This window comes from Novosphingobium sp. SG919 (genome assembly GCF_012932495.1).
GTDB lineage: Bacteria > Pseudomonadota > Alphaproteobacteria > Sphingomonadales > Sphingomonadaceae > Novosphingobium > Novosphingobium rhizosphaerae.
Genome location: NZ_JABCNG010000001.1, coordinates 1,894,252 through 1,920,151 on the forward strand (window position 1 = coordinate 1,894,252; position 25,900 = coordinate 1,920,151).

The 25,900-nt window shown below is 65.8% G+C and carries 24 protein-coding genes; 17 read left to right on the forward strand and 7 right to left on the reverse strand.

Annotation, left to right across the window (positions count from 1 at the left end):
• Positions 1 to 47: 47 nt before the first annotated feature.
• The 3 genes from FHT19_RS08460 to FHT19_RS08470 form a co-directional block, all read right to left on the reverse strand.
• Positions 48 to 626 (reverse strand): GNAT family N-acetyltransferase, encoded by a 579-nt coding sequence (locus FHT19_RS08460; protein ID WP_248290327.1) that lies wholly within the window; start codon positions 624 to 626, stop codon positions 48 to 50.
• 72 nt (positions 627 to 698) lie between these two features.
• On the reverse strand, positions 699 to 3,230 hold the full coding sequence (gene ligD, locus FHT19_RS08465; RefSeq protein ID WP_169474575.1) for a DNA ligase D: 2,532 nt from the start codon (positions 3,228 to 3,230) through the stop codon (positions 699 to 701).
• Positions 3,231 to 3,233: 3 nt separating this feature from the next.
• On the reverse strand, positions 3,234 to 4,118 hold the full coding sequence (locus FHT19_RS08470; protein ID WP_169474576.1) for a Ku protein: 885 nt from the start codon (positions 4,116 to 4,118) through the stop codon (positions 3,234 to 3,236).
• Positions 4,119 to 4,316: 198 nt separating this feature from the next.
• On the opposite strand from FHT19_RS08470, the gene FHT19_RS08475 reads away from it, so the two are divergent.
• On the forward strand, positions 4,317 to 4,793 hold the full coding sequence (locus FHT19_RS08475; protein ID WP_169474996.1) for a TlpA disulfide reductase family protein: 477 nt from the start codon (positions 4,317 to 4,319) through the stop codon (positions 4,791 to 4,793).
• Between the two features lie 30 nt (positions 4,794 to 4,823).
• On the opposite strand, the gene FHT19_RS08480 is transcribed toward FHT19_RS08475, so the two are convergent.
• Positions 4,824 to 6,155, reverse strand: a complete 1,332-nt coding sequence (locus tag FHT19_RS08480; protein ID WP_168555103.1) for a dicarboxylate/amino acid:cation symporter — start codon at positions 6,153 to 6,155, stop codon at positions 4,824 to 4,826.
• A gap of 394 nt (positions 6,156 to 6,549) precedes the next feature.
• Here FHT19_RS08480 and FHT19_RS08485 point away from each other — a divergent pair, with 394 nt between their 5' ends.
• From FHT19_RS08485 to FHT19_RS08525, 9 genes are all read left to right on the forward strand, one after another.
• The gene (locus FHT19_RS08485) at positions 6,550 to 7,785 is read left to right on the forward strand and encodes an MFS transporter (RefSeq protein ID WP_169474577.1); all 1,236 of its coding nucleotides are present in this window, start codon (positions 6,550 to 6,552) and stop codon (positions 7,783 to 7,785) included.
• Entirely contained in the window at positions 7,778 to 8,491 is a 714-nt protein-coding gene (locus FHT19_RS08490) for an SDR family oxidoreductase (protein WP_169474578.1), read from the forward strand. Before FHT19_RS08485 ends, FHT19_RS08490 begins: the two co-directional genes overlap by 8 nt.
• 70 nt (positions 8,492 to 8,561) lie before the next feature.
• A complete protein-coding gene (locus tag FHT19_RS08495) occupies positions 8,562 to 8,987 on the forward strand; it encodes an EF-hand domain-containing protein (protein ID WP_169474579.1) in 426 nt (141 codons plus the stop codon).
• A gap of 36 nt (positions 8,988 to 9,023) precedes the next feature.
• The gene (locus FHT19_RS08500; protein WP_168555107.1) at positions 9,024 to 9,587 is read left to right on the forward strand and encodes an RNA polymerase sigma factor; all 564 of its coding nucleotides are present in this window, start codon (positions 9,024 to 9,026) and stop codon (positions 9,585 to 9,587) included.
• Positions 9,580 to 9,981 carry a hypothetical protein gene (locus tag FHT19_RS08505; protein ID WP_169474580.1) on the forward strand — a complete coding sequence of 134 codons (402 nt, stop codon included), beginning with the start codon at positions 9,580 to 9,582 and terminating at the stop codon, positions 9,979 to 9,981. The genes FHT19_RS08500 and FHT19_RS08505 overlap by 8 nt, the downstream gene beginning before the upstream one ends.
• Positions 9,978 to 10,421 carry a periplasmic heavy metal sensor gene (locus FHT19_RS08510; protein ID WP_169474581.1) on the forward strand — a complete coding sequence of 148 codons (444 nt, stop codon included), beginning with the start codon at positions 9,978 to 9,980 and terminating at the stop codon, positions 10,419 to 10,421. Before FHT19_RS08505 ends, FHT19_RS08510 begins: the two co-directional genes overlap by 4 nt.
• 74 nt (positions 10,422 to 10,495) lie before the next feature.
• Positions 10,496 to 11,914: a DUF1800 domain-containing protein gene (locus FHT19_RS08515; protein WP_169474582.1), complete on the forward strand. Its 1,419-nt coding sequence runs from the start codon at positions 10,496 to 10,498 to the stop codon at positions 11,912 to 11,914.
• 2 nt (positions 11,915 to 11,916) lie between these two features.
• Entirely contained in the window at positions 11,917 to 13,080 is a 1,164-nt protein-coding gene (locus FHT19_RS08520) for a DUF1501 domain-containing protein (protein ID WP_169474583.1), read from the forward strand.
• A gap of 305 nt (positions 13,081 to 13,385) precedes the next feature.
• Complete coding sequence (locus FHT19_RS08525) at positions 13,386 to 13,652, forward strand: hypothetical protein (protein ID WP_168555112.1); 267 nt, start codon at positions 13,386 to 13,388, stop codon at positions 13,650 to 13,652.
• Positions 13,653 to 13,698: 46 nt separating this feature from the next.
• On the opposite strand, the gene FHT19_RS08530 is transcribed toward FHT19_RS08525, so the two are convergent.
• Positions 13,699 to 14,076 carry a response regulator gene (locus tag FHT19_RS08530; protein WP_169474584.1) on the reverse strand — a complete coding sequence of 126 codons (378 nt, stop codon included), beginning with the start codon at positions 14,074 to 14,076 and terminating at the stop codon, positions 13,699 to 13,701.
• A gap of 381 nt (positions 14,077 to 14,457) precedes the next feature.
• On the opposite strand from FHT19_RS08530, the gene FHT19_RS08535 reads away from it, so the two are divergent.
• The 4 genes from FHT19_RS08535 (at position 14,458) to FHT19_RS08550 (ending at position 21,756) form a co-directional block, all read left to right on the forward strand.
• Positions 14,458 to 18,822, forward strand: coding sequence for a chemotaxis protein CheB (locus FHT19_RS08535; protein WP_169474585.1), 4,365 nt, complete (start codon positions 14,458 to 14,460; stop codon positions 18,820 to 18,822).
• Positions 18,823 to 19,138: 316 nt separating this feature from the next.
• A complete protein-coding gene (locus tag FHT19_RS08540) occupies positions 19,139 to 19,663 on the forward strand; it encodes a lipid-binding SYLF domain-containing protein (protein ID WP_169474586.1) in 525 nt (174 codons plus the stop codon).
• A 76-nt stretch (positions 19,664 to 19,739) separates the two neighbouring features.
• Positions 19,740 to 20,852, forward strand: a complete 1,113-nt coding sequence (locus FHT19_RS08545) for an OmpA family protein (protein ID WP_169474587.1) — start codon at positions 19,740 to 19,742, stop codon at positions 20,850 to 20,852.
• A gap of 91 nt (positions 20,853 to 20,943) precedes the next feature.
• Positions 20,944 to 21,756, forward strand: coding sequence for a transglutaminase family protein (locus FHT19_RS08550; RefSeq protein ID WP_169474588.1), 813 nt, complete (start codon positions 20,944 to 20,946; stop codon positions 21,754 to 21,756).
• Between the two features lie 28 nt (positions 21,757 to 21,784).
• On the opposite strand, the gene FHT19_RS08555 is transcribed toward FHT19_RS08550, so the two are convergent.
• Entirely contained in the window at positions 21,785 to 22,873 is a 1,089-nt protein-coding gene (locus tag FHT19_RS08555) for a PHB depolymerase family esterase (RefSeq protein WP_248290328.1), read from the reverse strand.
• A gap of 70 nt (positions 22,874 to 22,943) precedes the next feature.
• Positions 22,944 to 23,177, reverse strand: a complete 234-nt coding sequence (locus FHT19_RS08560; protein ID WP_169474589.1) for a hypothetical protein — start codon at positions 23,175 to 23,177, stop codon at positions 22,944 to 22,946.
• A 154-nt stretch (positions 23,178 to 23,331) separates the two neighbouring features.
• Here FHT19_RS08560 and FHT19_RS08565 point away from each other — a divergent pair, with 154 nt between their 5' ends.
• The 3 genes from FHT19_RS08565 (at position 23,332) to FHT19_RS08575 (ending at position 25,881) form a co-directional block, all read left to right on the forward strand.
• A complete protein-coding gene (locus tag FHT19_RS08565) occupies positions 23,332 to 24,030 on the forward strand; it encodes a VIT family protein (RefSeq protein WP_169474590.1) in 699 nt (232 codons plus the stop codon).
• A 99-nt stretch (positions 24,031 to 24,129) separates the two neighbouring features.
• Positions 24,130 to 24,798 (forward strand): TetR/AcrR family transcriptional regulator C-terminal domain-containing protein, encoded by a 669-nt coding sequence (locus FHT19_RS08570; RefSeq protein WP_169474591.1) that lies wholly within the window; start codon positions 24,130 to 24,132, stop codon positions 24,796 to 24,798.
• A 57-nt stretch (positions 24,799 to 24,855) separates the two neighbouring features.
• A complete protein-coding gene (locus tag FHT19_RS08575) occupies positions 24,856 to 25,881 on the forward strand; it encodes an aromatic ring-hydroxylating dioxygenase subunit alpha (RefSeq protein WP_169474592.1) in 1,026 nt (341 codons plus the stop codon).
• Positions 25,882 to 25,900 lie beyond the last annotated feature (19 nt).

Genomic DNA, 25,900 nt, shown 5'->3' on the forward strand with positions numbered 1-25,900 from the left:
CGGTTGCCCTGCCCGCCGCGCTTGCGGCGGGTGGGATAGCCGCACCTTCAGGTTTGCAGGATCAATGTCTTGCCCATGCGCACCATTGGCACGGGCACGCCAGCAGCGATCACCTCGACCGGCTCGATCGGCTGGTAACCGGCGGCCTGGTAAAGCGGCAGCCCGCTCATCGTGGCCATCAGTTCGGCCCTGGCAAAGCCACTGCGCGCGGCTGCCTGTTCGCAGCCTTGCAGGATACGGCGCCCCACGCCCTGGCGCACGAAGGCCGGGTGGGTATACATCGCGCGAATGCGTGCCGGATCACGGGCGGGATCGAGCAGGCGCGGATTGCGCAAGTCTGCACTGTGGTCTCCGCCATAGAGCGTCGCCCGCCTGCTCCATCCACCACATCCGGCGATCTGTCCGTCGCGCTCGGCCAGCAGATACGTGCCGTCGGCGATCAACTGGGTATCGAGCCCCATGACAGCGTGGCTGGCGGCAACTTGCGCAGACGTCAGAACATCGGCCTGCAAGGTGTTGATTGCCAGGCGAATGAGCTCGCCCAAAGCTGTGCTGTCGGCCTCGTTTGCCCAGCGCATCGCAAAGACTTCCTGCGCCCCCGTCATCCCACGCGTCTCCTCGGTCATGCCCCGGCGGGCCGATACCGTGGTTGCGAAAAACCGGGCCGCGTTTCAAGCGGATTTGCCAGTGGGTGCCGGTTAAAGCGCGGGCAGGCTCTGTTGTGAAAAGCCCCAGCCCGCCAGCGCGCCCTTGCCCGCGCGCTCGATCAGCGTTGCAGCATCGCCGATGCTGTAGGGGTGCGCATTGTCGAACCCGCCAAGCTCGTCCCACGCGATCGGCACTGCCACCGGCGCGCCCTCTCGTGCCCGGGCGCTGTATGGCACGATCGCGGTAGAGCCGCGCTGGTTGCGCAGCCAATCGATGAAGATCCTGCCCTTGCGCTTGGCCTTGCTCATCGTCGCCACGAACCGTTCCGGCTCGGCCATTGCCATCGCTTCGGCAAAGCGGCGGGCGAAGTCCTTGTGCGTCTCCCAATCGTGGCCGGGTGCCAGCGGAACGATCACATGCACACCCTTGCCGCCAGAAAGCATGGCAAAGCTCGCCAGCCCAAGGTCGGCCAGCCGATCGCGAATATCGCGCGCCGCGCGCTTGACGGCGTCGAAGTCCAGCCCCTCGTCGGGATCGAGATCGAAGATCAGGCGATCGGGCTGCTCCACCGCGTCGGCGCGTGCTTCCCAGGCGTGAAACTCGATCGTTCCCATCTGCACGCACTGCAACAGGCCGGCCGCGTCGCTGACGAACAGGTAATCCTCGCTGCCACCATCCTTTTCACGGATCGGCACATGGTGGACGGCGTCGCCAAAGCCACCGGCGTCATGCTTCTGGAAAAAGCAATGCCGAGCGCGTCCCTGCGGGCAACGCACCAGGCTGATCGGCCGGTTTCCGGCAAAGGGCAGCAGCAAGGCCGCCATGGCAGCATAGTAGTCGGCCAGGTCGCCTTTGGTTTCTCCCGTGCCGGGAAAGATCACCCGCTCGCGGTGGCTGATCTCCACTGCGGGCATTGTCACGGGAGCCGCAACGCGCACTTCGGGGGTCACCTCCTTGGCAGGCTTGTCCGCACGCAGGCCAAGGAAGCTGCCATGGCGCACCCGGCCATCGGCAGTGAATTCGGCAAAGGCCACTTCGCCCACCAATTCCGGCTTGATCCAGTTCGCGCCCCGCGCCTCGACGCGTGGCACATCCACGGGCGCGGTCTTGCGCACGAGTGGCTTCATCCGCGCGGCAAGGTCTTCAAAGCTATCGGTGTCAAAACCCGTACCGACCTTGCCCTTGTAGACCAACCCGCCGCCTTCATGCTGGGCGAGCAGCAACGAGGCAAAGGGCCTGGTCCGCGATGTTGACTTGGTCCAGCCCACGATCACGAATTCCTGGCGGTTGATGCATTTCACCTTGACCCACGCCTTCGTCCGCTTGCCGCTATAGGCCGCATCAATGCGCTTGCTGATGATGCCTTCCTGGCCGGAAGAGCACATGGCCTTGAACAGCTTTTCGCCCGCGCCGATCACGTGGTCGGCAAAGCGCACCGGTGGCGGCGCGCCATGCAGCAAGGCTTCCAACCGTTCCTTGCGCTCGATGTTCGAAAGATCGGTCAGATCCTCGCCATCCAGTTCGAGCAGGTCGAACGCGTGCAGTTCCAGCCGATCGTCTGGCCCTTGTGCGCCATGGCCGCGTTTCAGCACGGCTTGAAGCGCCGAAAAGCCAGGATTGCCGTCGGCGGCATAGCCCACGATTTCCCCGTCGATCAGGCAGGCGGGCAGCTCGAGCGCGGCAATCGCTTCGAGCAGGGGGGCGAACTTGTCGGTCCAATCGTGGCCATTGCGGGTGTAGATTTTCACGTCGCTGCCGCATGCGGCCACCAGCGCGCGATAACCATCGAACTTGATCTCGTGCAGCCAGTCGTTGCCGGCAGGGACCGCGTCGACCAGCGAGGCCAGTTGCGGCGGGCGAAAAGCGGGCAAGCGCGCGGGTTTGCCGGTCTTGGCCGCCCGGCGCGGCTTGGCCTTGGGCACTTGCGCGTTGTGCTTTGCGGCCTTGGCCATTTGGGTGGTGAACGCCTTGTCCTTGCGGCCGGCCAGGGAAAAGGTGCCAGCCTTGTCAGCGGCGATTTCTGCCATAGTGCGGCCGGTCAAGACGCTGACAAGCTCGCGCTCCACCAGCCCGTCGCCTGCCTGTGCAAATGCGTCGCCCACCTTGCGCAACAGCCAGTTCTCGCGCTTTTCGCCCGGACGCGGCTTCATGCGGACGAGAAGCCATTCGCCTTTCATCCGCTCCCCATCGAGCGTGAAATGGAGATGGCCATCATCGATGTCTTTGGCCGATTTGCCCGGCACCGGCGCCCAGGTGCCCCGGTCCCACAACATGACCGTCCCCCCGCCGTACTCGCCGGCCGGAATCACGCCTTCGAACTGGGCATAGGCCAGGGGATGATCTTCGGTGCGCACCGCCAGGCGCTTGGCATCGGGATCGAGGCTGGGCCCCTTGGTCACCGCCCACGATTTCAGCACGCCATCCACTTCCAGGCGAAAGTCGAAATGGAGCCGCGTGGCATCGTGCTTTTGCACGATGAAGCCATTGCCATCGCCCTGCGCCCCGGTCGCGCCGGAAGGTTCGGCGGTCTTGGCAAAATCACGCCGGCGCTTGTATTCGGCGAGAGGATCGCGGCGGGCCATGGCTCAGGCCGACTTGCGCGAATGCGCGGCGGCGGCGCGCTTGCGTGGTTTTGCTGCGGTCTTGCTTTTGGCCTTGGGTTTGGTCTTGGCACCCGCAGCACCATCGCTACCGATCGATTTCTTGAGCGCGGCCATAAGGTCGATCACGTTGGACCCGGATTTTTCGGGTTCTTCCACGTCCTCCAGGATCTTGCGGCCCTTCGCCTTGGCCTTGCGCGCGACCAGCGCCTGCAACGCCTCGACATAGCGATCCTCGAACGCGGCAGCGTCGAATGGCGCGGATTTGCGCTCGATCAGCGCCGTGGCCAGTTCCAGCAGTTCGGTGTCCGGCTTCTGGTCGGGAATATCCTTGAAATAGGACTGCGCCTTCTGCACCTCGTCGGCATAGCGCATGGTTTCCAGGATCAAGCCCTTGCCGCACGGCTTGAGGCTGGCGAGCATTTCGCGCCCCCGCACGGAAAGCTGCCCCAGGCCGACCTTGCGCGCCTGGCGCAGGGCTTCGCGCAGCACGATGAACGCTTCGTCGGCAAGGTCGTCGGCCGGAATGACGTAATAGGGCTTTTCGAAATAGAACACGTCGATCTCGTCCTGATCGACGAACTGGACCAGTTCGAAAGTCTTGCGGCTTTCGATCTTCACCGCCTCGATCTCGTCATCCTCGAGCAGGACATAATTGCCCTTGGAAACCTCATAGCCCTTCACGATGTCATCGTGATCGACCGGGCCGATGCCCTGCACGATCTTTTCATAGGAAATGGGCTTGCCCGAAGGCTCGTGAATCTGGCGGAAACTGATCGAGGCGCCAGACTTGGTCGCCGGATAGATTTCCACGGGGATAGACACCAGGGCAAGGCGGATTTGGCCCTGCCAATATGCGCGTGCAGCCATCGCTCGGTCACCCTTTCGCTGGATAGACCCGCCAGGCCCGCTTCAGTTCCGCGCCGAGCGCGTGCGCGGATTCTCCATCATGGATGAAACGGTGCGCCGGCCTGCTGGCGTGCCCGCGCCGATTGTGTCAAATCGTGTGCAAATCCAACCGCAAGGATCAGAATGCCGATGTTGCCCCGCCTGCCTCGTGCCCTGGCCATGGTGTTCGGCACCTGGCTGACCATCGTGGCCATGCCTGCGCTCGCCAAGGCACCCGTGATCGGGCAGCCTGCCCCGCCATTTGAACTGCGCCTGATCGATGGCACCAAAGTGTCGCTGGCCGATCTCAAGGGGCAGGTCGTGGTGCTGAATTTCTGGGCGACATGGTGCGGCCCGTGCAAGCAGGAACTGCCGCTGCTCGACCAGTACTATGACCTGCAAAAGCAGCACGGGCTCAAGGTATTTGCCATCACCACGCAGGATTCGTTGCCCAACTCCGCGCTCAAGCAGTTGTTCGCCGCCATGCACATTCCCGCGGTCCGCACGCTCAAGGGGCCGTACAGCCCGTTGGAAGGCGTGCCGACCAACTACGTGATCGATCGCGCCGGCGTGGTGCGTTATGCCAAGGCGGCGGCGTTCGATCTCGATGACCTCAACGGCTTGCTCGTGCCCCTGCTGCGCGAACCCGCCCGCTGACCGGAAGACGAACCGCGCACTTGGCAGGCATCAGGGCGCCAGGCTCAGGTCCCCCTGGCTCGGCGCGTTGTACAGCGCCTGGTCCAGCAGGCCTTCACGGCGTGCCACGATCAGCGGCACCAGCATTTGGCCCGTCACGTTCACGGCCGTGCGGCCCATGTCCAGGATGGGGTCGATCGCCAGCAACAGGCCCACGCCCTCAAGCGGCAGGCCCAGGGTGGATAGGGTGAGCGTCAACATCACCGTGGCACCCGTTACCCCCGCCGTGGCGGCGGAGCCCAGCACCGAAACCAGCACGATCAGCAGATAGTCGGTCGGCACCAGCGCGATGTGATAGAACTGCGCGATGAAGATGGCCGAAAGCGCCGGGTAGACCGCCGCGCAGCCGTCCATCTTGGTCGTGGCCGCCACCGGCACGGCAAAGGCCGCATAGGCCGGCGGCACGCCCAGTCGCTCCACCGTCACCGCCTCTGCCACCGGCAGCGCCGCGATCGAGGAGCGGGACACGAAAGCGAGTTCGATCGCCGGCCAGGCCTTGGCGAAAAAGCGCAGCGGCGCCAAGCCGTGGGCACGCAGCAGCAGCGGGTAGACCCCGAAGACCACCAGGCCGAGGCCGATATAGAGCGCCACCGCGAACTGGCCGATGCCCAGCAGCGTGCCCCAGCCATAGTTGACCACCGCGTTGCCGATCAGGCCGGCGCTGCCCAAAGGTGCCAGGCGCACGACCCAGCCGAGCAGGCGCCGCACCACGGCCAGGACCACGCCCGCCCCGCGCAGGACGGCGTCACCAGCTTCGCCACTGCGGAGAGCGGCAAAGCCCAGCGCGAGGCCGATCACCACCAGTTGCAGGATATTGAACCCGATGGTGGTCTTGGCCGTGCCATTGTCCACTTCGGTCGAGGCAACGATGCCCAGGAAATTGGCCGGGATGAGTCCCTTGATGAAATCCAGCCAGCTACCCACGGTGTGCGGCGCAGCCGCCTGCGCCAGGGAAGCGCCGGTGTTGGCACCCGGCCGCAGGACCAGGCCCAGGGCAATGCCGATCGAAACCGCCAACAGTGCGGTGATGGCAAACCACAGGAGCGTTTGCCCGGCGAGGCGGGCGGCATTGTTGAGATCGCGCAGCCGGCCGATGCTGGCGATGATCGCGGCCAGGACCAGCGGCGGCACCAGCGCCTTGAGCAATTGGACGAAACTGGAACCCACCAGCGACAAGGCCAGTGCCAGCCCGTTGGGCTCACCCGATGCGGCCGGGCCCAGCGAACGCGCGGCTAGGCCGAGTGCCAAGCCCACGGCCATGCCAATCACCACCTGCAGTCCAAACCGGTTGCCCGATCCGCGCGCCGTGCCTGCGCTGGCCATATGCAATTCTCCGTGCTGTCGCGCAGTCTCTGCGGCACATTGTCTATCGGAAACGTAGATAAAAAGGGCAAGTGCGCGATAGGCAAGCCCTGCCAAGAAAATTCTTGCCCGCGCCAACCTGGCCTAACGACGCCGTCGATAGGCAATGCGCGCGATGATCCTGTTTTCCCGATAGCTGCCCATGTCCAAATTCGATTTGCCTGCCGGGCGGGATCGGGCGCAAGAAAGAGGCGATAAAGCAGGGAGAGAAGAAGCGGCCCATGGTCCGCGTCACCAGGCAGGATCGATCGCCAAGCCGCCGCGGCGCGGCTGCGTTACCCTGTCACCCGATGCCTTCGTTCGTGATGCGGCCGGTCCAACTGGCGCATGATCCGCCCCGTGACCAGGAGCACCGATGAACCACGATGACCAGCCGGGCGCGATGACCGGCATTGCCCTGCTCTTGCCGATCACCCTTTCGACAATGGCGATCGTCTTGCTGGCACCCGTTCTACCCCGGATGATCCAGGAATTTTCGGGGGTTTCCGGGCACGATTACTGGGTCCCGATGATCCTGACGATCCCGGCCCTGTGCATTGCCCTGCTCTCGCCGCTGGCCGGTGTGCTGGGGGATTACTTTGGCCGCCGGCGCCTGTTGCTGGCCGCCTTTGCGTTTTATGCGCTAGTTGGCGTGGCGCCGGTATTCCTGCACGATCTGTCGACCATCCTGATCAGCCGCGTGGGCGTGGGCATTGCCGAGGCGATGATCATGGTGCTTTCCACCACCATGATCGGCGACTATTTCCACGGCGCCGCGCGCGACAAGTGGCTGGCGGCACAAACCGCGTTCGCCTCGATGTCGGCGCTGCTGTTCTTCAACATCGGCGGCCAGTTGGGCAGCTTTGGCTGGCGCACACCGTTCTGGGTCTATCTTTCGGCACTGGCAATGTTGGTGCTGGTGCAGTTGTTTACCTGGGAACCCACGGGCGATGCCGCCGCGCCGGCGCAAGGCGAAGAACCCCGCGCCGGGCCACACAGCACCAGTTGGGCCGGTTTTCCCTGGTCACGCATGGCCGTGATCCTGGGCATCACCATCTACGGCGCAATCTTCCTCTACACCGTGCAGATCCAGGCGCCGGTCGGCCTGGCCGTGCTGGGCGTGGCCGATCCGGCACGCGCGGGCTTCCTCACCTCGGTGGCGAGCGTGGGCGTGCCGCTTGGCACCTTCGTCTATTCGCGGATCGGACGCTGGCCGGTGCAGCGCCTGCTGGTCATCGAATTTGCCCTGCTGGCGATCGGCTTCCTGCTGATGGGCCGCGCCGACCAGCCCAGCGGGTTCGTGCTGGGTTGTTTCGTCAACCAGCTCGGGGCCGGGCTTCTTCTGCCCACCTTGCTGGTTTGGGCAATGAGCCTGCTGACTTTCGAAGTGCGCGGACGGGGCGCGGGCATGTGGCAAAGCGCATTTGCCCTGGGGCAATTCCTCAGTCCCGTGGTCGTCACGTTTGCCGCCAGCCTGGCGGGCGGATTGCAGAATGCCTTTGCCGTGCTTTCAGGCGGCGCGGCGCTGGGACTTGTCGCGCTGCTGCTTTGCGCCGGCCGGATCAAGCGGGCGCCCGATGCTGCCCTGGTGAAAGTGGGCCTTCATGGCTGATCGCCTTGCGGGCAAGCTGGCAGTGGTGACGGGCGCGGCCACCGGCATCGGTGCGGGCGTGGCCGAAGCGTTTTGCGAGGCGGGCGCGCAGGTTGTCGGGATAGACCTTGCTGGCGCCGATCATGCCTGCAACCTCACCGACGAAGCCGCTGTCGCGGCGCTGTTCGAGCAGATCGGCAAGGCGCATGGCCGGATCGACATCCTGGTGAACGCGGCGGCCTTTGCCGTTTTTGCGTGGATCGAGGACATGTCCTACGCCGATTGGAAGCGCACGCTCGCCAGCGAGCTGGACATCGTGTTCCTGCCCACCCGCGCGGCCTGGCCGCATCTCAGGGCCAGCGGCGCGGCCAGCGTGATCAACTTTGCCAGCGCCAATGCCTATCACGCCTTGCCCGGTTCGGCGGCGCTGGCCCATTGTGCCGGCAAGGGCGGCGTTCTGGCGATGACCCGGCAACTCGCCATGGAAGGCGCGCCGCACGCGATCCGCGCCAACACCATTTCGCCCGGCTTCATTCGCACTGCCGCCACCGATCGCCACCTGGCCGCCGATCCGACGCTGGCGGCAAAGATCATTGCCAAGAACATGCTGCCGATCCTGGGCGAGCCGCGCGACATCGCCATGGCAGCCCTATGGCTGGCCAGCAACGAAGCGCGCTATGTCACCGGTGCCGACATCTCGATCGACGGTGGCGCCACGGCCTGGTGAAATTTGCGCGAAGGCGGCGACGGAAAGCGCCGCCTCATGCGTTTCAGGGGCGTATCTCGTGGAGGATAGGATGCGCACCTTGATGATCTTGCTGGCTGCCGTGGCGATGCCGGCCGCTGCCCTGGCCCAGGACGCGGGCCCAGGAATGGGCGCCCCGCGCCAGTCTGCCGGCACGCTTACGCGCGACGCATTCATGGCGCGCCAGACGGCGCGGATCATGGCCGCCGATGCCGATGGCGATGGTCGGATTAGCCGCGCCGAGATGGCAGCCGCGGCGCAGGGCAAGCGCGATCCGGGCCCGCTGTTCGATCGCATGGACACGAACAAGGACGGTTATCTCGACAAGGATGAGATCCAGCATGCGCTTGCCGCCCGCTTCGATCGCATGGACCGCAACGGCGATGGCGTGCTCACGCCTGACGAGCGCATGCACGGCCGGGCCAGCGGCGGTGACGGCGCCAACGCCGATGCAGGCGGCCAGGCGCCTTCGCAATAGGCGCGGCCCCGTTGCGATCCGGCGCGGAACGTCCGCTTGACCGAACACGATCCCGGCGATCCGGACGCCCCTCTCGTGGCGCGCGTCGGTCGCGGCGAGGAAAGTGCCGTGCGCCAACTGGTGGGGGCAAAGCTGCCCCGGCTGCTGGCCTTGGCGGCGCGCCTGCTGCACGATCGGCAGGAGGCAGAAGACGTGGCGCAGGAAGTGTTCCTGCGCGCCTGGCGCCAGGCGCCACGCTGGCGAACCGGGCAGGCGCGCTTCGACACCTGGCTGCACATGGTCACGCTCAACCTGTGCCGCGACCGCTTGCGCCGCCGCAAGCGCGGCACTCTGGGCGATCCGCCCGATCTGCCGGACCCGGCGCCGCTGGCGGATGCCGCACTGGAAGCAGATGCTCGCAGCCAGGCCGTGGCCCGGGCCGTGGCATCCCTTCCCGAGCGGCAGCGCGACGCGATCCTGCTGGTCCACTACCAGGAACTGGGCAATGTCGCGGCCGCCCAGGCGCTGGGCGTCAGCGTCGAGGCACTGGAAAGCCTTCTGGCGCGCGGACGCCGCACGCTGCGCCAGCACTTCGCGCGATTGGAGGGCAACGATGACTGATCCCATGACCCCCGAACGCTTTGCCCTGCTGGCCGACGCCTATGGCGGGATCGAGCGTTGGCCCGACCATCTGCAGACGCAAGGTTGGCAAATGGAGCATGATCCTGCGTGCGCCGCGCATTTGGCCGCAGCGCGCGCGCTGGATGTGCGGCTGGCACAATGGCAGGCGCCGGTGCCATCGCCCGACTTGCGCCGCAAGGTTGCTGCGTCATACCGCCGCCACTGGACCTTGCGCGCGCGGGTCTGGTGGTCGGCGCTCGGCATCGGCACGGCGCTGGCTGGAGCGACCGCTGGCTCCGCACTCGCCTTTGCGTTGGAAACCGGCGCCCCGCCCGCCGGTTTCGAAGCGACCGCATTTGGCGAGATGGGCCAGGTGGGGGAGACGGGCCGATGACGCCGCGCACGCTCAAGGTGGTCTGCGCGGTTTCGGTGCTGCTCAACCTCTTCCTGCTGGCGGCCATCGCCTCGGCCTCGCTATGGCTCAAGTTGCCGCAGGCGCGGATCAACGCCGGCAGCATCCGCATCGCCGGGTCGGAATTGCCGGCAGACGAACGCAAGGCGTTCCGCCACATGCTGCATCAGGCACGGCACGATATGCGGCCACAGATCCTGGCAGGCCGCGCCGCGCGCCACGAGGCGGCGATCTTGCTGCGGGCCCCCGTGGTCGATCAGCCCGCGCTGCTGGCGGCCCTGCAAAAAGTGCGGGACAGCGACGTTGCCGTGCGTACCCATGTGGAAGGCAGGGCCGTGCCCTTCGTGGCTGCCCTGCCCCTGGCCGATCGCGCGAAGCTGGCCGACGGGCTTGAGCCCAAGGGGCAGACACCGGTAAAATAGGCGCGACGGAAACCGTCTCAGGCGGCGTTCAACGAGGGATAACAACGCGATGCCTTGCAACCGGATGTGTCCCGATGCCCCTGTCCACCGAACTTTCCCCTGCGGCGATCGCTCTCAATCGCTTTGGCCTGGGCGCCACACCGGCCCCGCTGCCGGGCGATCCGCGCCAATGGCTTACCGCCCAGTTCGATCGCTTCGAAACCACGCCGCCGGCTTTTGCCGCCCTGCCCGATGCCCGCGCCATGCTCACCGCCTATCAAGAGCAGCAGCGCGAATTGCGCAAACAAGCACCGCCCCCCGCACCCGGCAGTCCGATGCCGCCCGGCAAGACACCCGAACAGAAGCTGGCGCGGCGCGATTTCGGCCAGGATGTGCGCGCACTCTATGGCCAGGCGGTGCAGGCCCGCACGCAAAGCGCGCTGACCACACCCGCGCCGTTCGTGGAGCGCATGGTGCATTTCTGGTCCAACCATTTCTGCGTCTCGGCTGACGACATCCCCGTCACGGCCTTTGCCGGCGCGTTCGAACGCGATGCGATCCGCCCCCACGTGCTGGGCCGGTTCGAAGACATGGTGCTCGCGGTGGAACGCCATCCGGCCATGCTGATGTATCTCAACCAGAACCAGTCGATCGGGCCCAACAGCCCCGCTGCGCTGCGCGCGCAGCAACGCGGCGGCAATCCCCGCAAGCAGGGTCTCAACGAAAACCTGGCACGCGAAATCATGGAACTGCACACGCTGGGCGTGCGCTCGGGCTATACCCAGGCAGACGTGACCGAGTTTGCGCGTGCGATGACCGGCTGGACCATCGGCGGCCCCAACGATGATGCGCCCGGCGATTTCGCCTTCCATCCCCAGCAGCACGAGCCGGGCACGCGCATGGTGCTGGGCAAGGCCTATGCCCAGCAAGGCATGGACCAGGCCCGCGCGGTGATGGCCGACTTTGCCCATGCCCCGGCCACGGCCACCCATGTGGCGACCAAGCTGGCGCGCCATTTTGCCGGCGACAACCCGCCGCCGCCGATGGTGACCCGCCTGGCCAATGTTTTCCAGACAACACGGGGCGATCTGCCCAGTCTTTACAAGGCCTTGATCGAAAGCCCCGAGGCCTGGCAGCCGCAACCGCTCAAGGCCAAGACGCCATGGGAATGGACCGTTTCCGCGCTGCGCGCCCTGGGCCGCAACGAACCCGGTGCCTTGCAGATGGCCGCGATCCAGCAACAACTGGGGCAGCCGGTTTGGAAGCCGGGATCGCCCGCCGGATGGGATGATACCGCGGCCAGCTGGATCGCGCCCGATGCGCTGATGCGGCGGGTGGAATTTGCGCAGCGCCTGGTGGCACCCCTCGCCTCGCAGATCGATGCGCGCCGGTTGGCCCCGCAAGTGCTTCCGGGCGCGCTCACGCCGGCCGCGCAGGAGCAGATCGCCCACGCCGAAACGCCGGCCAGCGCGCTTGCGCTGATGCTGGTCTCCCCTGATTTCCTGCGGAGGTAATCATGTTGCACCGTCGCCACTTCCTCAGCTTTGCCGGCATCGGGGCCGGAACCCTGCTGGTCGCGCCACACATGGCGCTCGCCGCCGTGGAAACCGAACGCCGTTTCGTCTTCATCATCCAGCGCGGCGCGGCCGATGGGCTCAATATCGTCGTGCCTTATGCCGATCCGGCCTATGCTTCGTTACGCGGCGCGCTGGCAATCGATCCTGCCGCCGCCATTCGGCTCGACGGCACGTTCGCGTTGCACCCTGCGCTCAAGGAGACCGCCGGCATGTTTGCGCAAAAGCAGGCGATGTTCGTGCATGCCGTTGCCTCCCCCTATCGCGATCGGTCCCATTTCGATGGGCAGAACGTGCTCGAAACCGGCGGCACCCAGGCTTACCAGGTCAAGGACGGGTGGCTCAACCGCCTGGTGACCATGTTGCCCAAAGCGCGCGACACGGCGATTGCGATTGCCCCCACGGTACCGGCGGCGTTGCGCGGGCCGATGCAGGTCACGTCCTATGCGCCATCCGGCCTGCCCACGCCGTCCGACGATCTCATGCTGCGCGTCGGCCAGCTCTATGCACAAGACAGCCAGCTGCATCCGGCGTGGGCGGCGGCGCTCGATGCGCGGCAACTGGCCGATGGCAGCGGCGCCAAGCAGGATCCGGCCAGCCTGGGCCGGTTGACCGCCAGCTTCCTCACCAAGCCGCACGGCCCCCGCATCGCCATGCTGGAAACCGGTGGATGGGACACGCATAGCGGGCAGGAAGGCCGCCTTGCCAACCAGCTCAAGGCGCTCGACAGCCTGCTCGCCGCACTGCGCGACGGGCTTGGCCCGGTATGGAACCAGACAACCGTGCTGGTCGCCACCGAATTCGGCCGCACTGCTGCTGCCAACGGCACCGGTGGCACCGATCACGGCACTGGCTCGGTGGCGTGGGTGCTGGGCGGGGCGGTCAAGGGCGGCCGCGTGATCGCCGATTGGCCCGGCCTTGCCAACAATCAGCTGTACGAAAATCGTGACCTGCGGCCCACTGCCGCGCTCGACGCCCTGATCGCGGGGCTTGCGGCCGAAAGCCTGGGCCTCGATCCCGATCGGGTGGCGCGGCGGCTGTTTCCCTTGGCCGGGTCTCCCCGTCCCCTCACCGGACTGGTGGGGGCGTTGCCTGGCGTGGCCTGACGCGAACGGCGCGGTTTGAGAATAATCGTGCCGGGTCAGCGCCTGCCCCATGGTAATTCGCGTTCGACCCCCCATATAGGATTTATCGCGCTTTCTATGCCTTCGAGCATGAGCGTGGCTGAGAGATGGTTCGTGCTCCCGCTCTTTGGTGGAGACGAACAATGTCCTCTGGTTCCAGCACCTTCAGACCGCGCCACGCGATGACCCGGCGCCAAGGCACCAACACAGCCATCGGCTTTACGCCAAGCTGCTGAATTTCTGCCGCGGCGATCCCGCCAGCGGCGACCACCACGAAGGATGCCCCAATGGAACTCACATCCACTTTCTGCCGGGGGCAGGAAACCATTCAGCGCGATCGCGCTGCCAATGCCATGCTGCAGAACGTTCGCATCGTGGCCGGCCAGGCGGCCGAGGCATGGCGGATGGTGGCATCTGCCGCCGAAAAACGCGAAGCCTCGCGCGCCAGGGCCCGCACGCTATCCGAAATCGCTGCCTTGCAGAACGCGCCGCGATCGGATGACGCCGACCAGGTGTTCAGCGAAAACCCGGATCGTGGCATGGCAAGCGCCTGACGACGCGCCACCTGCCGCCGTTCAACCGTCGCCGCAAGGCCCCGCTTCAGGGCAGAACATGGGGCCGGGTCGGAACCGCTTGCGCGATCGCCTGCTCCAGTTCTTCCATGTTGAATGGCTTGCACACGATGATCGCCCGCTCCACGCTTTGGGCAATGGCCAGGGTGTTGCCCGTCACATAGACGTGCGGCACAAAGCCTTGCGCGGCCTGGATGCGGCGCATGGCCGAAACGCCACTGCCGCCGTGCAGGCTGCCGTCCACGATCATCAAATCCGGGCGACACAGGCCGGCGGCCTTGACGGTTTCGCTCTCGCTGTGCGCGATGGCGCAAACATCGTGCCCCATCGCGATCAGCAATTCTTCAAGATACATGGCGATCAGCGCGTCGTCTTCGGCGACGACGATCCGCAAGGGCGTGCTCATGTCGCGTCCTCGCCCGCGCCGCCTTCGTTGAGCCAGACCGCGATGGAGGCGCCCTGGCCCTCGCGCCGGCGGAGGGATCGGGCGGTCGCTGGCAGCCGTGGCTTGGGCTTGGCAACGAACGTTGCAGCAGCGGCTGGCAAGGCCGGTAACGGTGGCAGAGTCGGCATGACTGAGGTCTCCACACTGCGTGGGTGGCAAGGCAGCGCATTCCTGGGTTGAATCCGACAGCCACCAGGGTGGCTTTCGCTGCCTGCCTAAGCGCGCAAGCGCAGGTCAGGCAGGATCGGAAACTACCCAGCGGGCGCCGCTGGAGCGGTAAAGCCATTATCAATGCGAGGTTTAGGGTGCGCCATGGTAGAAGATGGCCACAAGGGGGCGACAATGACACGACCTGCGCGCGGCAATGCCCCTTTGAGGCCAGGCGGCGGCTCGCCTGGGCCTGGACCAGACCTGGTTTCCACGGGATCGACCGGGACTATTCCGATCATCGCCATCGGCGCCTCCGCCGGCGGGCTCGACGCGCTGTCACGGCTGTTCGATGGACTGCCCGCTGATAGCGGCGCGGCCTATGTGCTGGTGCAGCATCTCGATCCAAGCCACAAAAGCCTGCTTCCAGACCTGCTCTCCGACCGCACCACGATGCCCGTTGCCGAAGCGAGGGAGGGCGAGACGCTTGGCCCCGATCGTGTCTATGTCATTCCGCCCGGCCGCTACCTGTCGGTGCGCGGCGGCGCCTTGAGCCTGTCTCCGGTCGATGCGCAACACGGCGCGCGCCTGCCGTTCGATTTCCTGCTCAAGTCGCTGGCAACCAGTTGTGGGCCACAAACAGTCGCCGTGATCCTGTCGGGCCATGGTGCCGACGGCAGCGGCGGCCTGGCCGCGCTGAAGGCTGCCGGCGGCAAGGCCGTGGCGCAGGATCCCGCACAAGCGGAATATCCCGGCATGCCGCAAGAGGCGGTTGCCACCGGGCTGGTCGATGAAGTGGCATCGCTCGCCGGCATGCCGGCGATCCTGGCCCAGCTGGCCCATGCCGCACGGCAACGCGGCAATGTCGATGCTGCCCCGGCAAGCGGCAGCCCCGGCGCGATCCTCGCCTTTCTCAAAGCGCAGACGGGCCATGATTTCGAGCATTACAAGCCCGGCACCATGGCGCGCCGCATTGCCCGGCGGATGGGGCTGCTCGCCCTGCCGACCGGCGATCTTGATGCCTACCTGGCGTATCTCAAAGCCGACGCGGCCGAATGCGATCTGCTGGTCGGCGACTTGCTGATCAACGTCACCAGCTTCTTTCGCGATCCCCAGGTATTCGAAGCGCTGGAAGCCTTGGTGATCCCCGAACTCATCCAGCGCCTGGCACCTGGCTCCCCGCTGCGGGTGTGGGTGGCGGGGTGCAGCACCGGCGAGGAAGCCTATTCCATCGCCATGGCATGCAGCGATGCCATTGCCGCGGCCGGGCGCACCATCAAGCTGCAGATCTTCGCTTCTGATCTCGATCCGGTTGCCGTGGCCATTGCCCGCGAGGGGTTTTACGCGGCTGACATTGCCGATACCATGTCGGCCGAACGACTTGCCCGCTATTTCATCCACGAGGAAGCGGGATACCGGGTGGCGCCCAATCTGCGCGCGCCGGTGGTCTTTTCGGTGCAGGACGTGCTGGTCGATCCGCCGTTTTCACGCATCGACCTGATCGCGTGCCGCAACCTGCTGATTTACCTGAACGTCGCGGCACAGGCAAAAGTGATCGCGCTGTTTCATTTCGCCCTGCGCGAAGGGGGCGTGCTGCTGCTCGGCACGTCGGAAACGATCGCCCGCGCCGAAGGCCGGTTCGAGCCGGTGGCCAAGGCGGAATGCTGCTTTCGCCATGTTGCGCAAAGCCGGCCGGGGGAAGCCGGCTTTCCGTTCAGCGTGAGCGAGCGTTTGCCCCTGCTGGCCACCAGTGGGCCCGCGCCCACGGCCCGCCAGGTGAGCCTTGCGGATCTGTCCCGGCGCGCCGTGCTTGCCGCCTATGCGCCAGCCGCCGTACTGGTCAACCGCCGGCACGAATGCCTGTTCACGCTGGGCCCGATCCATCGCTACCTGCGGCTTTCCACCGGCTATGCCACGCTCGACCTGCTGGCCATGGCCGCGCCGGCACTCCGGGGCAAATTGCGCCTGGCTATCGCCCGCGCCGGCAAGGCAGTGCCGAAGGTGGACGGCGGCCGCGCCCGGGCGATGGTCGATGGGGCGGCGGTGTGGTTCCGCATCGAAGTACAGTGCCTGACCGAGACCGACGAGGAACTCCTGCTGGTCTGCTTCCTCGAAGAACCGATCACCGAGGCCGGTTCGTCAGCCACGCTGCGCCCGGCAGACACCGCCCGCATTGCGGAACTGGAACAGGAGTTGGTGGCAGCCCAGGCGGAATTGCACACCGCGCTGCACGAGCGCGCCGTGGCCGACCAGGAGCAGAAGGCGATCAACGAGGAAGCCCTTTCGGTCAACGAGGAATTCCAGTCCACCAACGAGGAACTGCTCACGTCGAAAGAAGAACTGCAGTCCCTCAACGAGGAACTCACCGCGCTCAACAGCCAGTTGCAGGAAACGCTGGATCGGCAGCGCATGGCCTCGGACGACCTGCAGAACGTGCTCAACAGCACCAACGTGGGCACCATGATCCTCGACGCCGGGCTCAACATCCGCTTTTTCACTCCGGCAATCAGCCCACTGTTCAACGTGATTGCCAGCGACATCGGCCGCCCCCTGGGCGATCTGCGGCCGATGGCCGACGATCCGGACCTGCTGGTCGATGCCGCGCGTGTTCTTGCCGCCGAAACGGTGATCGAACGCGAAGTGATCACCCAGGACAAGGCCTGGTATCTGCGCCGCATCTTTCCCTATCGCGCGCATGACAGCCGCATCGAAGGCGTGGTGATCACCTTTGCCGACATAACCGAGCGCAAGCACAACACCAGCGCGCTCGAAGCCGCCAAGCTGGAAGCGGAGCGCGCCAACGCGGCCAAATCGCGTTTCCTTGCGGCCGCCAGCCACGATCTGCGCCAGCCGATGCAAGCCCTGACCCTGCTCAAGGATTTGCTGAGCCGGTCCACCCAGACCGAGCGCGGGGCCACGCTGCTGGTGCGCTTCGACCAGACGCTGCGCGCGCTTTCGGGCATGCTCGACGTCCTGCTCAACATCAACCAGATCGAAGCGGGCGTCATTCACCCCAAGCGGGCGGTCTTTCCCGTGGCCGACCTGCTCAATCGCCTGCGCAACGAGATGACTGCCCTCGCCCAAGCGCGCAAACTGACGCTGACGATCCTGCCGTGCTCGGCCATGGTCGAAAGCGATCCGCAACTGCTTGAACAGATGGTGCGCAATCTTTTGGGCAACGCCATCAAATATACCCACCAAGGCAAGATCCTGCTGGGGTGCCGGCGTCGCGGCGGGCAATTGCGCATAGAAGTGTGGGATACCGGCATCGGCATCGAGCCCGACCAGTTGCACGCGATCTTCGAAGAGTTTCACCAAGTCGACAACCCCGCGCGCATGCGCAGCCAGGGATTGGGCCTGGGCCTGGCGATCGTCCAGCGGCTGGGCGCTTTGCTGGAGCACGTGGTCGATGTGAAATCGCGGCCGAAAAAGGGCTCGGTCTTTGCCATCAGCGTGCCGCGCGAGGCGCGCGAGGCGCCCGTCGAGCCGCGATCAGCGCCGTCATTGCCCGCCCCCGTGGCCCTCCTGCCCGACGCGGCCGATCACCCGCGCGCGCAAGTCATGATCGTGGAAGACGATACGGATCTGCGTGAGCTGCTCGCCGAAATGCTGCGCTCCGACGGCTTTCTGGTGACCAGCGCAGCCAATGCCGTGGAAGCGCTCGACCTCATCGTAACCGCGGCCGTGCGGCCCGATGTCGTGCTGACCGATTACAATCTGCCCGATGGCGGCAATGGCATCGAACTGCTCGCTGCCCTGCGTGCGCGGCTGGGGGCAGACCTGCCCGCGATCGTGCTGACGGGCGACATATCGGCCAAGGCCATGGCGGACATCGGGGATGCGCATTGCCAGCACCTGAGCAAGCCGGTCGATGCCAAGCAACTGGTGCAACGCATTGCCCGTCTTTGTGCCGGCGCGGCATCGGCCGCACCAGCCATCACCAAGCAGGACGCCAGCTTGGCCGGCGTGACCTATGTGGTGGACGATGATCCACACGTGCGCACAGCGATCCGCGATCTGTTGGCCGGGCATGGCTTGGCCGTGCAGGATTTCGACAGTGCGGAAGCGTTTCTGGCCGCCTACAAGCCCGGCGGTACTGGATGCCTGCTGGTGGACGCGCACCTTCCCGGCATGAGCGGGGTTGCCCTGCTTGCCCAGTTGCACACCGGCGGAGACCACTTTCCCGTGATCTTCCTGACTGGCGACGGCGATGTGGGCCTTGCTGTGCAAGCCATGCGCGCGGGCGCCTGCGAATTCATCGAAAAGCCGGTTGGCCAGGCCGATCTTCTCGCCAGCATTGCCCGCGCAACCGACCAGTCGCACGACAGCCGCGTGGTCGATGCCGCCCATGCCGACGCGCTCGCCCGCATCGCCAACCTGACGACGCGGCAGAAACTGGTCATGGACATGGTGCTGGCCGGCCATCCAAGCAAGAACATCGCCGCCGACCTTGGCATCAGCCAGCGCACGGTCGAAAATCATCGCGCGGAAATCATGCTGCGCATGAGCGCCAAATCGATTCCTGAATTGGCCCGGATCGTGCTGCTGGCACAGGATTAACACCCAAGTATTGGCAACGGTGGAAAGATTGCCGTTGCTGTCTGGGTATATTCCGAGGCTGTGCCCACCCTGAACCAGCCCGTAGACATCGGACCGATGCTTGCCATTCGGCACGCTGGTCCTGCGCTGCCCGGTCTTTTTGGGCAGGGCTCGCATCCGGACCGGCTGCCTATCGGCAAACAGCCGATGCCCAACGGGTGGCAGTGACTGCACAAAACAAGTCGTGCCGTCGCCACCAAAGGCCGATCGAGCCGGTGGGCATCTTCAGGAGGATACACCAATGACGCCCTTATCCCGAACATGCGTTGCAAGCGCCGTGGCCCTGGCCACGATCGGCACGCTATCGGCCCCTGTCGCCCAGGCGCGCAGCGCGGCCCAGATCGCCGCGCAGGGCCGGCTAACCCTCGCCCAACTCGAACATAGCGAGCCCAGGGCGCGGCGCCTTGCGGCACAGGCGCGGGGCATTCTCGTCTTTCCTGCGATCTACAAGGCCGGATTGCTGATCGGCGGGGAAAGCGGCAATGGCGTCCTGTTCGTCAAAGGCCGGCCCACGCGGTACTACAACCTGTCCGGCGGAACCTGGGGCCTGCAGGCGGGTGCCCAGAAATTCAGCTATGTCCTGCTGTTCATGAATGATTCCGCGCTGCGCTATCTGCACAAGAGCGATGGCTGGGCCGTGGGCACAGGGCCCAGCGTCGTCGTCGTCGACAAGGGCGGCAGCGCCGAAGCCAACAGCACCACCCTGGCCAAGGACGTTTATGCCTTTCCGTTCAACGGCAAGGGCTTGATGGCCGATCTTACCCTTCAGGGCACGAAGATCAGCCCGATCCACCCACGCTGATCGCTGCCGTCGGCACGATCATCCCGCGGTTGCCGCAAGCCGCCTCCTGCCTCCTTATCCCAAGATCGGAAACGTCATGAAAACGCTCCTCATCGCGACAGCGCTGGCGACAAGCGCGCTTGCCACCACAGTCCACGCCCAGGATACCGGCCCCTACGTCACCGTGGAAGGCGGCGCGGTCAAACAGGAACGCGCCAATGTCCAGGGCCCGGCCGGATACGAACACACCGACCGCTTCAAGACGGGCTGGGAAGCCGGTGGTGCGCTCGGCTACGATTTCGGGCATTTCCGCCTGGAGGCCGAAGGTTTCTACAACCGCTCCACGCTGCGCGAGCAGGACCGCCCGACCGGCACGCCGCTGCCCAACGGCACGTATACCAGCGATGATGGCCTGAACGGCCGCACCACCACCGTCGCCGTGATGGGCAACGCGCTGATCGGGCTGGGCCATTGGGGCGGGATCAAGGCCTACGTCGGCGGCGGCGCAGGCTATGCCCGCACGCGGCTGTATGAAGCGCTGCCCAGCGCCGGCCACATCGACGATCACGATCGCGGCTTTGCCTGGCAGGCGCTGGCGGGGCTGACCGTGCCACTGGGGCGCAATGTCGATCTGGGCGTGCGGTACCGCTATTTCCGCCCGGATGGTGCGGATCACTTCATCCACTCCGACGGGACCGACCGCAAGGTGTCGCTGCGCTCGCACGCGCTGCTCGCCACCTTGACGTTCAACCTGGGCGGACGCGCCGCGGCGCCGGAAGAAGCACCTCCCCCGCCCCCGCCACCGCCCCCTGCACCGTTGCCGCCGCCTCCGCCGCCTCCGCCGCCCGTGGCCGCCACTTGCAACCACGGCCCGTACATCGTGTTCTTCGATTGGGCCAAGGCCGACATTACGGCCGAAGCGGCCAGCATTCTCGACAATGCCGTGCAGGCCTATGGCAATTGCGGCGGCGTGGCGATCACGCTGGCAGGCTACACCGACAGTTCGGGCTCGGCCCGTTTCAACCTTGGCCTCTCAGAGCGCCGGGCCGAAGCGATCCGCCGCTACCTGTCCAGCCACGCCATCGCCGATAGCGTGATCACCAGCCATGCTTATGGTGAAGCCAACCAGCGGGTGCCCACCGCCGATGGGGTTCGCGAACTGCAAAATCGCCGGGTCGAAATCACGTACGGCCCCGGCGCCGGATACTGATCTCTCGCGCAAAGGCATGCGATCGGGCCCCGCCCGATCGCATGCCTTTGCATCCCGCCCCCGCACGCTACTCCTTATTCTGCGAGGCACCATGCTTATCCGCGCCGGCTATGATATCGGCTTCCGCTGCGAACAGCCCGTCCCCATGCTGGCAAACCTGAGTGTTCATGCGTCGCGCAACAAGGACTTGCGCAGCGTGCAACGCATCTTCACCACCCCTGAAGTGCCGCTCTATGATTATGCCGACGGCTTCGGCAACATCTGCACCCGGCTGACCATGCCGGCCGGCGGGGCAACGTTGTCGTGCGGCTTCGTCATCGAAGACCCTTTCGAGCCCGATCCGGTGGACATTCACGCGCAGCAAGCCGCGCTGGTCGACCTGCCCGACGACGTGCTGCTCTATTTGCGCGGCAGCCGCTATTGCGAAACCGATCGGCTGCTGGAAACGGCTTGGCGCCTGTTCGGCCAGTGCCGCCAGGGATGGCCCCTGGTCCAGGCGATCGTCGATCATGTCCACGCCTCCATCCGGTTCGACTATGCGACGGCGCGCCCCACCAAGACGGCATGGGAAGTGTTCCATGAAGGTAGCGGCGTCTGCCGCGATTATGCCCACCTTGCCGTGGCCCTGTGCCGGTGCATGAACATCCCCGCCCGCTATTGCACCGGTTACCTGGGAGACATGGATCTGGCCGAACCTGGCGGGCCGATGGACTTTTCGGCCTGGTTCGAGGTGTGGCTGGGCGGACGCTGGTTCGTGTTCGATGCCCGCCACAACTATCCGCGGCGTGGGCGCGTGCTCATGGCGCGCGGGCGCGACGCTGCCGATGCGGCGCTCACCACCACGTTCGGCCCGGTCGAACTGGTCCGGTTCGAAGTCTACACCGACAAGGACATGTTTTCCTGACCGGTGCCCTGGCGCACGGCAGGACGCCCTAGCGCACCAGGCCGGTGGCGCGCAGCGCGCCTTCGACAATCCGTGACAGGCGACGCAGCGGACGCGGTATCACCGGAGCATTCGCGCCGCTGTCCGCCCGTGCTGCTTCGGCAGTGTCAACCGCGTCACTGTCGAGCAGGCCCCAGAAATGGCAGATGTGGCGCGTGGACGAAATCGCCGCCTCCAGCATGTACGGGCCCGGTTCACCGCGTCCCTGCGGCCCCAGCGTTGCCAGCGGCGTACCATGCCCCATGCCCGTGATGGTATAGGCCTCGATCACCACGCGTCCTGCGCCGTCGCGCCAGCGTTGGCAGGGGTAGCCATCGACCGCCTCGATGGTGCCGCTGGCCAGGTCGATACCATGCAGCGGCGCCCACTGCGCCACGATGGCATCGGCGTTGGACGGGTTCACCGTGGCATCGGCGCTCCCTTGCCAGACGGACACGATCGGCCAGGGGCCACCGTGGCCCGACGCTTCTCGCACCATGGCCGAAAGCGTGTGGGCATCCGGTCCGCCGTGGCCGCGCATGCGCATGATCGCCTGCGACATGGTATCGGCACAGCCGAACGGCAGGCCGGCGATGATCGCGCCGCCGGCAAAGACATCGGGATAGGCCGCCAGCATGGCGCATGCCATGGCGCCCCCGGCCGACAGCCCGGTCACATAGATGCGCGCCGGATCGAGCCCGTGCTGTTCCACCATGGCCGCAATCATCTGTCGGATCGAAAGCGCCTCCCCCGCCTCGCGGCGGCTGTCATCGGGGCGAAACCAGTTGAAGCAGAGGTTGGCATTGTTGAGCCGGCGCTGTTCTGGATAGAGCACGGCAAAGCCCAGCTCTTCGGCCATTTGCGCCCAGGCCGCGCCGCGATCATAGGCACGGGCCGTCTGCTTGCACCCATGCAGCACCACCACAAGCGGCATGCGCCCACCCCGGCGCTGCGGTACGTAACAACGCCCGCCCAGGTTGCCGGGGTTGCTGCCAAAGCCGCGAAGCGCCGAAAGGGTGGGCCCTGGTTCGGCATCGGTCAGGGCGCGAAGCGTGACCTTGCCGAACGCAGCGCCAGGCTGCGAATGCGGAACATTCAAAACGGCGAACCCTGGCGGGGTAGCACGAAAACGCCCATGATCGATCTCCTGGAAAACGACCTGAACCCGTTCAGATTGCTAAAATCCCTGCAATTCGAACGGCTGAGTTATTGCCATGTTCCTCAATTGGATCGGAAAATCCCTGTGACAAATACCTATTATCTGCATTAAGGCGGTTTATTATCGGCGCATTCACTTGCCAAATCATCGCCCGCACCATGCCATTTCGGCAGGATCGTGCGCCAGCATTCTCAAAAATATCATCCGCGCGCGTTGACCCGTGCCTGACACCGCCGTTATCCATGCAATCTGACAGCGCCAAGTCAAGGCGCGGACCGAACCTGGCAAGTCGCAGCCGGATTGCATCACTCGGCGTGGTTCGCGCATAGGTGATTTCCGAACCTGCGGATGGCACAGGTGGATGGCTATCGCCATTGCGGAACGAAGGTCCCTGCCAGATGACACGCCCACGCAACGCAGAACGCCATCTTATTGCCAGGGTCGGCTGGCTACGCGCGGCGGTGCTCGGTGCCAACGACGGCATATTGTCGACCTCCAGCCTGATCCTTGGCGTCGCCTCGGCCGGGGGCACCCGTGCGAGCACCCTGGTGGCCGCAGCCGCGGCGCTGGTCGCCGGCGCGATGTCGATGGCCGCCGGCGAATATGTCTCGGTCAGTTCCCAGCATGATACCGAGCAGGCCGATCTGGCGCGCGAGCGGCGGGAACTCAAGACGGACATCGTGGCCGAGCAGGAGGAACTGGCGCAGATCTATCGTGCGCGCGGCCTTGACGCGGCAACCGCGCAGATCGTCGCGCGCGAACTGATGGCCAAGGACGCCCTTGACGCGCACGCCCGCGATGAACTGGGGATCACGCCCGCCACCATCGCCCGGCCGATCCAGGCCGCCTTCACATCGGCGGCAACGTTTTCCTTCGGCGCGTCGCTGCCTGTCCTGATCGCCGTGCTGTCCCCAACGGCTATGCTGATCGCGGCGGAAACGATCGGCGCGCTCCTGTTCCTTGCGGTGCTCGGCGCGATCGGCGGCACAGCGGGGGGCGCCAACGTCTGGCGCGCAACGGCTCGCGTCACGTTCTGGGGCGCCGCCGCGCTTGCCGTGACGGCGGCGATAGGGCGCCTGGTGGGAACGGTTGTGTGATGGGCATGCCATCATAACCACGGTCAGACCCAGCGATGCGTGCGTGGTGAAACTGCCTGCGCCCTTGCCCCGCCGCTGGCTTGGCGGCTAGCTGTGCCGATGCCAGACCTTGCCCCGGCCGCCACTCCTGCTCCAACCGCATCGGCGAAACAGCGTGCCGCCCGCGCCCGCTGCGATGCGATGATCCACCACGCTCGCGCGCAGATCATGGCGGTGGGCGTCGATCGCTTCAACGTCAACGAGGTCCTGCGCCTGTCGGGCGGATCGAAAGCCACGCTGGTCAAGTACTTCGGCGATCGCACCGGCCTGATCGCGGCGGCGATCCGCGCCGAGGCAGAAACCACGCTGGCCGCACTGGCACTGGAAAACGCGGAAAGCCGCACGTTGCCGCTGGCCGCCGCATTGCACCGAATGCTCATGGGTGTGCTGCGCTTCTACCTGACACCGGGCGCCTTGGCGCTGTACCGGGCGGTGGTCAGCGCAGCTGCGGACAACCCCGCCGGGGCCATCGCATTTTACGAGCAAGGCCACCGCATTATCGCAGGCGCTCTGGCGGCGTTGCTGCAAGCGCGGCAGCCCGACGAAGTGCGGCCCGATATCGACTGCGCCCGTGCGGCCGACATAGCGCTGCATGCGATCCGCGCCGGGCTTTACGAACAAGTCCTGATCGGGCTGGATGTGGCACAAGACGATGCCGCAGTGACCAGCCAGGTCGAGGCCACGGTGGCGCTGTTGCTACCCGGTCTTGCTGCTGCAAAAAGCGCTTGAAGGCGCCTTCTCTCCATAATATGTACCAACGGTACACATAATCATGGAGAGGGCATCATGCAATTCCTGCGCAAGGCGTGGTACATGGCCGGCTGGGCTGACGAGATCGGCGAAGCGGGCCTCGCGCGGCGTATCGCCGGTCGGCCGACTTTCCTCTATCGCCTGGCCGACGGCAACATCGCGGCCCTGCTCGATCGTTGCCCGCATCGCTTCGCGCCGCTGTCCAAAGGCACCCGCGATGGCGACAGGGTGGTCTGCGGCTATCACGGCCTGGCCTTTACGCCCGATGGGCATTGCGCCCACAATCCATTCGCCGCGCGGATTCCCGCCGGCTCCGATATCCCGGCCTTCGCGGTGGCCGAACGCGACGGCATCGCGTGGGTCTGGGGCGACGAGCCTTCGACGGCCGATCCGGCCCTGATCCCCGATTTCGGCTTCATTCCCGATACTGCCCACAGCCGCACCGTGCGCGGCTACACGCTGATGCAGGCGAACTACGAATACGGCACCGACAACCTGCTCGACCTTTCGCATATCGAATTCGTCCACAAGGGCACGTTCGCGGGCCAGGGCGTGATCTTCGCCGGCCAGCACAGCGTTACGGTGGAAGCCGATACGCTGCACTCCAACTGGTGGATGCCCGACATCGCCCCACCGTCAGTGGCCTATGGCATTTTCCCGCCCGACGCCAAGGTCGATCATTGGCTGGACATGCGCTGGAACGCCCCGGCTTCCATGCGCCTGCATGTTGGCGTCGCGCCCCACGGTGCCCCGCGCGAGGCGGGGTTCGAAGTTCCCCAGGCCCACATCCTAACCCCCGCCGACGAGCATTCGACGCATTACTTCTGGTCAACCACGCGCTTCAACGATCTCGATGATGCTGGCGTGGATGCCATGCTCAAGGCCCTGTTCGGCGAGGCATTCGACCTGGAGGACAAGCCGATGATCGAAGCGGCATACGACAACGTTCGGGGCCGCGATTTCTGGCAGGAAAAACCGCTGTCGCTGGGGATCGACCAAGGCGGCACGCGCGCGCGGCGGATCTTGGAAAAGATGCGCGCGCAGGAACGCGCGACTGGTTGAGCCTGCAGGCTTGACCTGT